This window comes from Virgibacillus proomii (genome assembly GCF_018916875.1).
Lineage (GTDB): Bacteria > Bacillota > Bacilli > Bacillales > Amphibacillaceae > Virgibacillus > Virgibacillus proomii_B.
In genome coordinates this window covers 111,785-124,212 of the sequence record NZ_JAHLNO010000001.1, presented here as the reverse complement: position 1 = coordinate 124,212, position 12,428 = coordinate 111,785, and the positions used below count along the sequence as shown (strand labels likewise).

General features: G+C 34.9%; 12 protein-coding genes. 2 read left to right on the top strand and 10 right to left on the bottom strand.

Annotation, left to right across the window (positions count from 1 at the left end):
* Positions 1-1,436 precede the first annotated feature (1,436 nt).
* The 8 genes from KQI21_RS00635 to KQI21_RS00600 form a co-directional block, all read right to left on the bottom strand.
* Positions 1,437-2,405 (bottom strand): YpdA family putative bacillithiol disulfide reductase, encoded by a 969-nt coding sequence (locus KQI21_RS00635; RefSeq protein ID WP_216482084.1) that lies wholly within the window; start codon positions 2,403-2,405, stop codon positions 1,437-1,439.
* A 162-nt stretch (positions 2,406-2,567) separates the two neighbouring features.
* A complete protein-coding gene (locus KQI21_RS00630) occupies positions 2,568-3,848 on the bottom strand; it encodes a Glu/Leu/Phe/Val family dehydrogenase (RefSeq protein ID WP_216482083.1) in 1,281 nt (426 codons plus the stop codon).
* A gap of 769 nt (positions 3,849-4,617) precedes the next feature.
* Positions 4,618-5,205, bottom strand: a complete 588-nt coding sequence (locus tag KQI21_RS00625; protein ID WP_216482082.1) for a genetic competence negative regulator — start codon at positions 5,203-5,205, stop codon at positions 4,618-4,620.
* Positions 5,206-5,308: 103 nt separating this feature from the next.
* Positions 5,309-5,767: a hypothetical protein gene (locus KQI21_RS00620; protein WP_216482081.1), complete on the bottom strand. Its 459-nt coding sequence runs from the start codon at positions 5,765-5,767 to the stop codon at positions 5,309-5,311.
* A gap of 242 nt (positions 5,768-6,009) precedes the next feature.
* On the bottom strand, positions 6,010-6,327 hold the full coding sequence (locus tag KQI21_RS00615; protein ID WP_216482080.1) for a hypothetical protein: 318 nt from the start codon (positions 6,325-6,327) through the stop codon (positions 6,010-6,012).
* Complete coding sequence (locus tag KQI21_RS00610; protein WP_216482079.1) at positions 6,324-6,908, bottom strand: CPBP family intramembrane glutamic endopeptidase; 585 nt, start codon at positions 6,906-6,908, stop codon at positions 6,324-6,326. Before KQI21_RS00610 ends, KQI21_RS00615 begins: the two co-directional genes overlap by 4 nt.
* Entirely contained in the window at positions 6,895-8,439 is a 1,545-nt protein-coding gene (locus KQI21_RS00605) for a RecQ family ATP-dependent DNA helicase (RefSeq protein WP_216482078.1), read from the bottom strand. The genes KQI21_RS00610 and KQI21_RS00605 overlap by 14 nt, the downstream gene beginning before the upstream one ends.
* Before the next feature lie 74 nt (positions 8,440-8,513).
* Positions 8,514-9,596 (bottom strand): YpbB family protein, encoded by a 1,083-nt coding sequence (locus tag KQI21_RS00600; protein WP_216482077.1) that lies wholly within the window; start codon positions 9,594-9,596, stop codon positions 8,514-8,516.
* Positions 9,597-10,063: 467 nt separating this feature from the next.
* Between KQI21_RS00600 and KQI21_RS00595 the strand changes: the two genes are divergently transcribed.
* Both KQI21_RS00595 and KQI21_RS00590 read left to right on the top strand, forming a co-directional pair.
* A complete protein-coding gene (locus KQI21_RS00595; protein ID WP_216482076.1) occupies positions 10,064-10,312 on the top strand; it encodes a ferredoxin in 249 nt (82 codons plus the stop codon).
* Positions 10,302-10,475 (top strand): hypothetical protein, encoded by a 174-nt coding sequence (locus KQI21_RS00590; RefSeq protein WP_216482075.1) that lies wholly within the window; start codon positions 10,302-10,304, stop codon positions 10,473-10,475. Before KQI21_RS00595 ends, KQI21_RS00590 begins: the two co-directional genes overlap by 11 nt.
* A gap of 65 nt (positions 10,476-10,540) precedes the next feature.
* Here KQI21_RS00590 and KQI21_RS00585 read toward each other — a convergent pair whose 3' ends face one another.
* Together KQI21_RS00585 and sigX are read right to left on the bottom strand one after the other, a co-directional pair.
* The gene (locus KQI21_RS00585; protein ID WP_216482074.1) at positions 10,541-11,686 is read right to left on the bottom strand and encodes an RsiX family anti-sigma factor; all 1,146 of its coding nucleotides are present in this window, start codon (positions 11,684-11,686) and stop codon (positions 10,541-10,543) included.
* Positions 11,673-12,215, bottom strand: a complete 543-nt coding sequence (gene sigX, locus KQI21_RS00580; protein ID WP_216482073.1) for an RNA polymerase sigma factor SigX — start codon at positions 12,213-12,215, stop codon at positions 11,673-11,675. The genes KQI21_RS00585 and sigX overlap by 14 nt, the downstream gene beginning before the upstream one ends.
* Between the last annotated feature and the right edge of the window lie 213 nt (positions 12,216-12,428).

Sequence of the window (12,428 nt, the reverse complement as noted above, 5' to 3'; positions counted from 1 at the left end):
AAAGTATAGTATAACCAAAATGCCTAAAACACATACTTTAGATGAAATGATATCAAATTTATTTGAGATAGACGCTTTAAGAAAAAGCATCTTTATTCAACCTTCTTATAATGGATTTTATTAAATTAAAATTCACAGATTTAAAAATATTAATTGAAGCTATTGGTACGTCTGAAGTAATTGGCTTGCCGGTGTGTCAATGTCAAGTTTTTTTCTTACCATAGAAAAAACACGGTGTATTGCTATCAAAGCTTCTCTGTCAACGAATCGGACATTTAGGTACCGTGACCTCCCGCTTTGCCCTTTTCTATTTATCTATAACATTAAAACGGTAAAATGAGTTCACTTACTATTCTAATCAAGTAAAAAATATGAAATCAGTTTGCTGTAAATAATCTGAGTTTACAGATAAAACATGGTGATATTTACGGTTTACTCGGTCTCAACGGAGCAGGAAACCCTCTATCATTCATGATGTTACAAGACTCAGAATTTGATGAAGAAAAGATTATTTTTGATGTAAAAACATTCATCATTAGAACAAGTACATTAGTCTTGTTCCACAGGAGTTAGCTTTCTATCCTTATTTATCAGTTCAAGAGAACGTTCTTATATGACTTTAATAAATCTGAAATAAAGCAGCTATGGAATTGTAAATGAACAAAGAAAAAAGCAGTGGTATTATCTGGAGATATGAAGTGGACGGTTTAATCTTGCTTGTGCAACTTCTAATCATAGGATGAACCAAACAGTAGAAATTGACTCTCAATCCAGAAAGCATTTCTTAAAAGCGAAGGGTTAACCATTATCTATACTTCTGACTGTAAAAAAAGTTAGTGAAGTATGTAATAAAATTGTAAATTATAGACCACGGAAATTATCGCAGATCGTACGAAACAGGTAGTGATTAAAAAGTATGTACAATTCTGTTTTCAGAAGAAATAACTGATCCAAAAGCTTTGAAAAATCTTTATTATCTATTCCCGAAGTTAGCTGCTTTTATGAGAAGTGAGCTCAAGTAATGGAGCCTATCGTTTTAGTTGTAATAGAGCGGACGAGAAATTACACGTATTATAAATGAAGCACTTAGTTAGAAGCAACCTTTCTATGAGGGGGCATTTAATACTTTATTCTTTTCTAAAAAAGATTTACGACAATTCATATATCATAAAGCCAATGTCATTCTTGTGTTTATCCCGCATGTAAAGTTCCGTAAGACTTCAACTTTAGGCAATACGAAGAAGTCAAAGTGGGAGAAAACGGCACCTAAATGCCCGATTCGTACAAGGGCTTTAGGTCATACCCTTCTAGGTACTAACATTCAGTAGGAGATGGAAGACCTACTGAATGAAGTTTCACTTTATTATTCCCATTTATACTTAATCCTTGCGGAAAGTATTCCGCAAGGATTAAGTTATCGGTTCAAACACCTCGCCCTAGGATTTATAATTACTAGAAACAGATTCAGCAATTTTTACTCCGTGAAAACGTCCATTTTCGATGAAAATTTTATTGTTATTAAAACCTGCTGCTACAACACCAGCTACATATAAGCCTGCGATATTAGTCTCATACGTTTCTTCATAATAAAAAGGCTCTCCTGTTTTAGGATCTACTTCGATCCCACAAGAGGTAAGAAAGTCAATATCCGGTCGGTAACCAGTCATGGCAAATACAAAGTCGTTACGTATCGCCTTTTCTTCATTACCTACTTTGTAAAATACAGCGTTCTCTGTAATTTCACAAACCGTAGCATTGAAAATCATATTTACTTTTTCTTTTTGAACAAGTGAATCAAATTCTGGCAGAATCCAGGGCTTTATGCTTTCTGAATATTGACCACCACGATATAATACTGTGACATAAGCTCCCGCTTTATGCAATTCCATTGCCGCATCGACTGCTGAATTTTTCCCGCCAATGACAACAACATCCCTTTTAAAGTATGGGTGTGCTTCTTTAAAGTAATGCGAAACTTTTGGTAATTCTTCTCCAGGTATATTTAACATATTTGGTTGACCGTAATATCCCGTAGCTATGACAACATAATCTGCTAAATATTCATGTTTTGTAGTTACTACATGAAAACGATCTTCCACTCGATTAACAGTTATAACTGTTTCAAACGTATGAATACGTAATTCTTTACGTTCAGCGACAGCTCGGTAATATGCAAGTGCTTGATTACGCACAGGCTTATGTTTTTCAGTAATAAAAGCAACATCGCCAATTTCTAATCTATCACTGGAACTAAAAAAGGTTTGATGGGTAGGATAACGATAGATTGCATCTACAATATTACCTTTCTCAATAATTAATGGTTGAACCCCTAATTTTTGTAACTCAATAGCTGCAGACATTCCGCAAGGCCCGCTGCCAACGACAATCACTTTTTCTTGTTGCATGTCCTTAACCCTTCTTTCTATCTATAAAGTCTGACTTAATTTTCCATTTTTTCTTATCTTCAATCTGTACATGAAGCCTTACTACTAATAGAAAAAACTCTTACCTAACTATACAAGATAAGAGTTTTTTCGTCATCTATTCGTGCTTATCTAATTTGATATTTATACCCAACCACGGAATCTTGAAGCTTCTGCCATTTTCCGAACACCAATCATATAAGCAGCCAGACGCATATCAACTCGTCTTGTTTCCGCAGTATTATAAATCGAATTAAATGCCTTAATCATAATTTCATGGAGCTTCTTATCAATTTCTTCTTCAGACCAATAATAACCTTGGTTATTTTGTACCCATTCAAAATAAGAAACGGTTACTCCACCTGCTGAGGCTAGTACGTCAGGTACTAACAATATTCCGCGTTCTGTCAAAATTTTTGTAGCTTCCATTGTTGTAGGACCATTAGCTGCTTCAACAACAATACCAGCTTTAATATTGTGAGCATTTTCTTCTGTGATTTGATTTTCAACAGCAGCAGGCACTAAAATGTCACATTCCTTTTCAAGCAATTCTTTATTGGTAATGGTGTTATTAAACAATTTGGTTACGGTTCCAAAGCTGTCTCTACGATCTAACAAATAGTCAATATCAAGGCCTTCTGAATCATAAAGAGCGCCATAAGCATCAGATATTCCTACAACTTTTGCACCAGCATCATACAAAAATTTAGATAGAAAGCTACCAGCGTTTCCAAATCCTTGAATTATTACACTTGCCCCTTTAACATCAATGCCCCTTTTCTTCGCAGCTTCATTGATACAAATTGTAACACCCTTCGCAGTTGCAGATTCCCTACCATGTGAACCACCAAGAACTATTGGTTTACCAGTTATAAAGCCAGGACTATTAAATTCATCAATACGGCTATATTCATCCATCATCCAAGCCATGATTTGCGAATTTGTAAATACATCTGGTGCTGGGATATCTTTTGTTGGTCCGACAATTTGGCTAATTGCCCGTACATACCCCCTGCTTAATCCTTCCAGCTCACGGAAAGACATTTCACGAGGATCACAAATGATACCGCCCTTTCCACCACCATAAGGTAAATCAACAATTCCGGCTTTTAAGCTCATCCAAATAGATAATGCTTTTACTTCGTCTTCTGTCACGTCCGGATGAAATCGAACTCCACCTTTTGTCGGTCCAACGGAATCATTGTGTTGTGCACGATATCCAGTAAATACTTTAATTGAACCATCATCCATCCGTACAGGGATACGAACTGTCATCATACGAATCGGATCTCTGAATAATTCATAGACCTCCTCAGGGTAACCCAATTTCTCCAATGCAGTTTTTACAACAGCTCGTGTTGAACTTAAAATATCCATTTTTTCTTTCACTTCTTTGGTAGAATCTGCTGCGTTATCGGCTACCATGAATTTACCTCCTAGAATATCTCAAAATAATAGTTAATAGAAGATGTTCAAAAGGTTCGGTAAAAGTGACGCAAAGAAATCCTTATTGGCTTATTTCTCCAGCTCCTGAATTGTTTTATTATTAGTCTATCACTCCAGGAGTAAAGTAGATGACATTGTTATGCTACCCCTTTTCCGCTTGTAAGCGCATTCTAAGCAGAAATCTTCTAAACACCTCATCTGCAAGGAACACTTAAACGGTTTTGCTAATTAAAGTTACGCCATTGAAAACCTCTCCGTCCTTTTTAAATCCCCCTTATTTGAACATACAATATAGCTGTACTCAGACATTAGTATACACTTTCACTGTAAATATGCAATAAAATTACTCTAATTTTTCACAACGAAAATTCGTTAGATTAATTTCATTACTTTAGCAGCTAGTAACTTGACTTTATTATGCTTTTTAAGCATTTGCCTTCATAACAGCAATTATCCAATAGATATCGTAACATTTTATAAAGAAACCTTCTAGTCCATTCTCTAATTTATTGCATAAATCGTATATTTAGGTAAAAACGAAATGCAACCCGTAATAAAGTTTAACGCGATTTTATTATATGATATATACATATTATCGTAAGTAAGTTACTAAAAATATATTTCTACTAAGGGAAATTCGGACTGAATTTCCCTTATTCGATTATTTCTATTATCTACTTTAATAGATGTCATTAATGAAAAGGTAATAATGAATATAAAGCAAGCCCATAGTCACGAGATCACGAAACTAACGTTCAGAATAAAATAATTCAATAATTTTCTTGACAGCTCCTTCAGAAAAAATTTCTTTTCCGTATTCATGTAGTCGATGTGTTGTCAAAATGCTAGGTTGAGCAAATTCAGACATTATTGCAATGATATCCTCCCGGTTTACACCATTTAATTCATCATCATTTAATAACATATAATACGCATGATCCATATAATATAACTTTCCCCCCTCAACGGTTAAAGCTGATAAATAAGAAGCAACATCAATGACATTTTCAAATTCATGAAAAGAAAATAACATTTTTTTATTTTCATCTAACGTAACCTTCATTTCTACAAAATCAGTATCAAAATCTGCGTCAGAAAATTTTTGCGTTACAATAACATGCATGCCCTGTGCTTGCATTAGATGGACTTGAACAAGGAGTGCCCCTTCCAAATCAAAACCTAATTCTGAACTTGCCTCATACATCATATCACTAAACAATTTTCGAACGCTTGATCCGTCATACCATAAATCATCTTTTGTAAATCCACGTTCAATTAAATCATCAAATGTTAAAAAAATAGTAAATTGATTATTAGACACTCTCTCAAATCGCATATTGTAACCTCCTTCAATTGCTGACTAAGTGCAGCATACAATAATATATATAAAGTAAAACTTTATTTGGTAGGGCTTTTGCTGATAAGAGATAGAACAAAAGCTAAAATCTCAGGCATTCTTGAAAAACCACGATGTGTAACTGTTGTAGCTTTCCATGTCCTTGAAAAATCGCGATGTGTCGCTGCCGTAACTCCTTCTTGTCCTTGAAAAAGAAAATCGCTTTTTCTGCGTGCGATGTATTGCTGCCGTAGCTTCTTCTTGTCCTTGAAAAAGAAAATCGCTTTTTCTGCGTGCGATGTATCGCTGCCGTAGCTTCTCTGTCCTTGAAAAAGAAAATCGCTTTTTCTGCGTGCGATGTGTTGCTGCCGTAGCTTCTCTGTCCTTGAAAAAGAAAATCGCTTTTTCTGCGTGCGATGTATCGCTGCCGTAGCTTCTCTGTCCTTGAAAAAGAAAATCGCTTTTTCTGCGTGCGATGTATTGCTGCCGTAGCTCCTTCTTGTCCTATCGACCCGAATGAATCAACATTTATTGTTGTTATCTCCCACTTAAACTTTTTCAAATTCTCTACAACTATTGAAGCAGGAGTTCTACAGCACCTTAGATACATAAATATTGTTCACTAGTTTAGTAATTCTAGAACGTCATTATTCTCTTTATACATCCTATGCTTATTAAGCTGTTGTTGAACATGGGCATCTTACTTTTTATACAGTTTTACGAAAGATTTCTTAAATAACATAAATTTTCAAAGTTGAATGTTCAAAATGGCTAAAAATGCGAAATTACTGTCGTGACTATTTTTTAAATACCGTAAAAAATCTCAGAAAAGCTAGCAAATAACTCATCGCCAAGAAAGAAATAAGCCATGATTAAAATAGCTAAAAGAACCAAAATGATAAATGCTAGTCTACGAAAGGGAACACTTAACTTTATTCGAGTCGGTCGTCCCTTAATATTATGAACTTCGCTTCGTGGTGGTAAATTGAGAATGTCTGTATCCCTATCAATTTCCTGATCACTCTTTAATTCTCTGCTTTCGTTTTGCTTATCATCATCTGTAACTACCACATTTCGTAACTCTTTTGCTTGGTCGTTTTGATTATGCTTTTCTTCATTCACCTCGTCCACACCTCTCTTTTAAATCGAATGAAAAATCCTAATAAACAATCGACAATAAAATGAGCAACTATCGTTACAACTAAATTTTCCGTTAAATAAAACAGGTAACCAAGATAAAAACTAACGAAAAGTACAGATATAAGTAATACAGGTTTCTTTAAATAACGAAAATGAACGAACGCAAACAATAGGCTGGCAAACCAAAACCCAAAAGATGTTTGCAGTACACCACGAAATAATAGCTCCTCAGAAACAGCGACCAACAGTGAAAAAACAAGGATAAACCAAATTGGTTGTTCAGCAAATATTTTTTCATTAATTCCGCCGTCATCATAATATTTTGCTGGCAAGAGATATGTCAAGATTAAATCAATGGAAACAATGACCAATCCAGGTAGTACTCCATAAAAGAGGATTTCCTTTATCTTCCATTGAAACAAGTGCAACCATTGAGCGATGAATGATTCAAACAGGGCAAAGCTAAGGACGAGGCTTATTAAGATGAAAATAATTTGTGATAGAGTAAGTTGCCTTCGTAATTCTTTATTGTCCATACGCAATATCAGTTCACGTTGTTTCATTTGCTCCTCCGATTAATAGTTTATTTTTAAGCTGCTCCTGCCAAGAATAAGTAATCCCTTCACGCCTTGATTGTTGTGGTTGCCAGTCTTTCCAGGAAAATCCACAATTGCTGCAGCATTGAAATACTGGGGGTTGATAAGAAGATTGAAACCCCTTATACAAATGTTTACGCAAGCAGTCTTGCTGATAAATCCAATCAATGATTTCAGCTAATTTTGCTTGTTTTATCATCGTTCGTTTTTCAATATATGTATATATTTGCTTAAAAGCATGGTCCCATGTATCCTGCTGAAAATGTATACTATTATGTTTAATAATACCATGATTTTCTAAATGATACTTGATAAATCGCCATTGAACTTCATTTATATCAAAGCAATTTACAACTTCTTCTTCCTTAATTGGTAGGGGTTTGTCTGCATCATCTAATACCTTTAACTTGTTAAATACGAATCCTAATTCTTGCTTGGAAGGAAGTTCTCGGCTAATGATATGCTTTGGCAGCTGAATGTCTTTATTTGAATATAATAATAGGCTAACACTTGCTTCTCCATCTCTTCCAGCCCTGCCAATTTCTTGAATGTACGCTTCCAGTTGTGTTGTTATATGATAATGGATAACTAAACGAATATTAGACTTATTAATCCCCATTCCAAAAGCACTCGTACAACAGATAATATCCAATTGATCATTCATAAATTGCTGCTGTATCGTAATACGGTCTTGTTGCTCCATTCCCCCGTGATATACAGCAATGCGAAGATCTAAGCTAGAAGCTAACTCTTTTGCAACTTCTTCTGCTGCTTGCCTGCTGGTAAAATACACTAATGAGGGAACCCGGTATTGGCTAAACAACCGTTTCATAATAACTAGCTTTTCATCTTCGTTTTCTACTTGTTCCACACTAAAAGCAATATTGGGTCGATCCATTGGATAGATATGCTTAACAAATTCCATACCTCCTAATGCATTTATAATGTCCTCTTGTGCCTTTGGAGTAGCTGTAGCACTCAGCGCTAAAACAGGGGGGAATTTACAAGCCATAATTACTTCTTGCAATTTCAAATAGTCCGGTCTAAATTCACGTCCCCATTGAGATATACAATGTGCTTCATCAATAACAAACAAGCTTACCTTTAAATTTCTTAATCTTCCTTGTACGTACTGTTGCTGCAGAAGTTCTGGCGAAACATAAATTAGTCGGTAGGTATGGAGTTTACGTAAAACACTATTCCTCAAATCTCGATTCATAAAGCTGTTAATTGCTGTAACCTGTTTAAATTGCTTCGCTTTTAACTGTTTCACTTGATCAATCATGAGAGAAATAAGCGGAGAGACAACAATTGTAGTCCCGTTTAGTAGCTTTGCAGGCAATTGATAACAAATCGATTTACCAGATCCTGTTGGTAGAATTCCTAAAACATTTTTTCCTGCTAAAATATCACGAATAATTTCTGCTTGTCCTTGACGGAAGGAAGAATAGCCAAAATTTCGTAATTGCTCTTGTAAAAAAGTCGTTTCAACTTGCAACCTATTCCCTCACTTTCTCCGTATTTTTAACGGTTTAGGAAAACTACATCCGTCTCTGCATGGTGGATAACCTTTTAAAAAATAGCTTCGTCGCCTAGCTTAAGCGCTTCTAGCTTTTGTTCTACTGCCAACACTAAGCGGATTTGAAAAAACGATATATGACTTGGCACGAGTTCTTTTATTAGTTTCAATTTATAAGAACGCACTATTTTTAAAGCGTCGATTACCAAATGATAATCTACATCAGAGACATATTGATTAATCGGAAAATCTTCTTCGTACAGTGCTATTTCTACAACATGATCATATATCGTGTTGACTCTCAATCTTCTCTTTTCAGCGATTTCCTCAATAGAATAACCCGTTTTCAGCAGTTGATCAGTAGTCTGAGCAGACACCGTTATTTGTGAAGTTACCAAATCTACAATTACCTTTGTTAAAATGGGGAAATGATCTCTATTTGCTTTTATTCGTTGAATCATCTGATGGATAATTGCCGTAAGCAGCAACTGTACATCGATGGCTGATATTTGATAATCGCCTGCCAATTGATAGATGCTCTTTCCGTAATCCTTATAGCTAGTTAAACGTTCAACAAAAAGTTTTGCTAGTTTATCTGGGAAATCACATAATAATTTATATAATTCTTGATATAAGTTGGATAAAAATAGTTCTAAGGAGGGTTTGATTTTTTGATACTGCTTTTTTACCCAATGTTCTACCTGTGGATTTTCCACAACAGGTATAAATTGAAAATAACTCATTTTCGCATTTGTAGCAGTTTGAATGATTAGATGTAATCGATCGGAAAAAAGTCTGGCTGTACTACTGTATTGTAATCCATGAAACCATGTTAAATAAAGGCTGGGTTTATTTTTATTCAGCCAAAGACTGCCATGTTTTGTTAACATATATACTTGTTCATCATGATTGATTTCTCTGATCATTTCTTGCTCTGTTAAATCAGTAATCATTTGATCAAACTGTGACTTAGGTAGATGTTGGCAAACAGAAAAATATGCTTGCAAATGGTACAAATGGATATCCTGTACGGTTTGGATCGACTTTTTCCCTGTTACTATATGATACACTGCAGAAATAGATCTTTCTGTTTGCAACTTAGACAGACAGCTCAGTATAATTCCTTCTAAAATCAATGACACACTCCTCCAATTCTATAAAACACATTATAGCATTTATCACAGATCTAATGTGCCGTATTTCTCTAAATTAAAAAATCCTCTTATTATTTTGCAAATATTGCGAGAGAAACGACATCCAAACGCCCGATTTGTTTGGGTTGACAGGACTAGAGCAACTGCCTGATTAGGCATCGCACGAAGAAAAAGCGTACTTCTTTTTCAAGGCTAGAGAAACTGCTTGAATAGACATCGTAGAAAAAGTACACTGCTTTTTTAAAGACCTTCTTGAATTGGCATCATACAGAGTCTCTTTTTTAAGGACGTCGATCACAAAGACGTTGAAAACTTAGCCTTTGATCCACTGCTTCAAGAAGAAAAACACTCCTTCCAACAAAATTCACTTTACCTACTATCCGCATCATTGAAAAATGATTATATTGAGTATAAACTTAGAAGGGAAATACACCAAAGGAGATAACAACATGGCTTATTATACTAGAATTGACAGAGAAGCTTGCATCGCTTGTGGGGCCTGCGTAATGGTAGCCCCTGAGCTTTATGATTATGATGATGATTGTCTCGCCTATTTCCCAAAAGATCGCAATCAAGGAATAACTCCAGTTTGTGATCCCTTAGTTGAAGCAATGTTTGATGCACATGATGGTTGTCCAACAGATTCAGTAAAAATCGCTAAACAACCTTTCCATGGGTTACCATTAGATGACGAATAATCTATTTAACAATCCAAATAAGGACAGAAAAGCTACGACAGCAACACATCGCGATTTTTCAAGGGCAAGAGAGCTTTGGCATCAATACACCATATTTTTTAAAGCGATACCTGAGTTTTTAGTCGTTATTCCACTTCAAGGAGAAAAATACTCCTTGAAGTAAGCTTCACTTTATCTCGTCAGAAGTTCTCCAGTTTTGTACATCTACCTAGCGCCTGTACAATTTGTCTATCTCCTTGCTAAGTCAATATATACCGGATTCGGAGCTTGAGGAACTGAAATTGGCTTAGCTAAATTGTAATTTTCTATTTTATTGCCTGTAGTTAAATTTTGAAATATAACTTGTTGATAACCATAACTTTTGGCAGTCATTAATACAGATTCAATAAGTAACACTAAATTAACTTTTGTTATATTTTCTAGTTTTTTAGAAAACCGAATCTGTAATGTATCTTGAGAAGTAGTCAGCTCATATTCACTATCTTTAGGAATAGTTCGTTTAATACCAAATTTTTCATCACTTACCTGCAACTTCTGGATAGCCTCTTTAATCGTTTCATGATGATTATTTGGTATCTGTACAAGCCATTTTTCTGTAGCTTGTTTATATAGCTTGTAACTATATCTAGGATTAGGAGTTAGGGTGATTTTGGAATATAAGTCTCCGTCCATCTTTTCTTGATTGCCTTGTTTAAAGTTAATCGTTCGAATTTGATATGGAAGAAACATTGTCATGATATGCTGTTCTAATAGGTTATTTGCAACTGTTTTTTCCTTCTTAAAAAAATCCATTGGTATCTTCAACGTAGCTTTTTGCTCTTTTTGCTTCAGTTCGTATGTTACTCCATGAAGTAAATAGCGTTCATTCGAAATTTCCAGTTCTTTTATGAAGCTGTCTATTTGATTGTAAGCAGCTTGCAAGTTGTTTGCTTTACGGATAATAAATGATATTGGGATCGTATATTGCAATTGTTCATCAGCAATTGCAGCATAGATAATTTGTTCGGAAGCATTCGTATCATGAATAACAAAGCTGTTTTTCTCAAAATTTGATTCTGGCTGGTTTGAATATGTCGTCTCTTGTTCTATTGCCTGATCATAAAATTCATTTTTTTCAGTCGTTTTATGATCCGCACTATCTTCTGTTGTCAGAAAAAAATCAAACGAATAAAATATTGGGATGGAAAAAAAGCCAATTATAAGTACGAAGCCTACAGCTAGGATAGGAATAAGTCTCATTCGTTTACCAGCAGCTTGTTTCCGTTGTAAGCTTTCAGAGAGCTGACGATACACAACTGCTTTGGAACGGTTATCTGTTATTTTTGGTAACTGCTGTAGTTGTTTTTTCAATTGTTTATCATTATAGTCGCTCATAATCCGCTTCTCCTTTTTTGTATTTCTCCATCGCCATTTTTAATACCTTTAAACCACGATGCTGGGTTGTTTTTACTTTACTTTCACTAAAATTAAGAATTTCTGCAGTTTCACGGATAGAAAATGATTGTATGTATCGAAGGATAATAACACTCTTTTGATCAACAGTACAATTATCTAGACAACGATAAAGATTTTGGATTTCCTCTTGCTGTTCGGCTATTTCGTCTGGCAAAGGTTGTGCATCTTTTAATTTTTCTCCCTTTTCTCCCCAATCAAAAAAGTCTACAAAACGTTTTCGTTTACGTTTTTGAGAACGGAAATAATCAATAACTACGTGACGTGCAATGGAGAGTAGCCAAGTCTTAACTGAACTGTCTCCCCTAAAACGAGGTAATGACTTAAACACTTTCAAATAAACTTCTTGTAGTAAATCTTCTGTTAACGATTTGTCCTTTACCATGTAAAAGATAAATTGATATAGGTCTTGATGATGATCGTTATATAGTTGATCAAAAGTTATCTTCATAAAGCCCCTCCGTTCTCTAAATAGTCGATTTTCACATGGAAAGGTTACAGCTTTCTTATCCTTTACTATAAAATGATGAATACTTTTATGCAACTTTGGATTAATAGCAGGACAAAAGCTTAAAGCTCTCAGTTATTAACGTATAAACTGGAGATCTTCTGGCGATAAAATGGACTTCATTCAGAAGTGTTTTTTTCTTGAAACAGTATATCA

Excerpts from the sequence above, each read along its gene's own strand:
- KQI21_RS00635 (WP_216482084.1), bottom strand. The coding sequence starts at position 2,405 with ATGCAACAAGAAAAAGTGATTGTCGTTGGCAGCGGGCCTTGCGGAATG.
- KQI21_RS00630 (WP_216482083.1), bottom strand. The coding sequence starts at position 3,848 with ATGGTAGCCGATAACGCAGCAGATTCTACCAAAGAAGTGAAAGAAAAA.
- KQI21_RS00625 (WP_216482082.1), bottom strand. The coding sequence starts at position 5,205 with ATGCGATTTGAGAGAGTGTCTAATAATCAATTTACTATTTTTTTAACA.
- KQI21_RS00610 (WP_216482079.1), bottom strand. The coding sequence starts at position 6,908 with ATGAAACAACGTGAACTGATATTGCGTATGGACAATAAAGAATTACGA.
- KQI21_RS00595 (WP_216482076.1), top strand. The coding sequence starts at position 10,064 with ATGGCTTATTATACTAGAATTGACAGAGAAGCTTGCATCGCTTGTGGG.
- KQI21_RS00590 (WP_216482075.1), top strand. The coding sequence starts at position 10,302 with ATGACGAATAATCTATTTAACAATCCAAATAAGGACAGAAAAGCTACG.
- KQI21_RS00585 (WP_216482074.1), bottom strand. The coding sequence starts at position 11,686 with ATGAGCGACTATAATGATAAACAATTGAAAAAACAACTACAGCAGTTA.
- sigX (WP_216482073.1), bottom strand. The coding sequence starts at position 12,215 with ATGAAGATAACTTTTGATCAACTATATAACGATCATCATCAAGACCTA.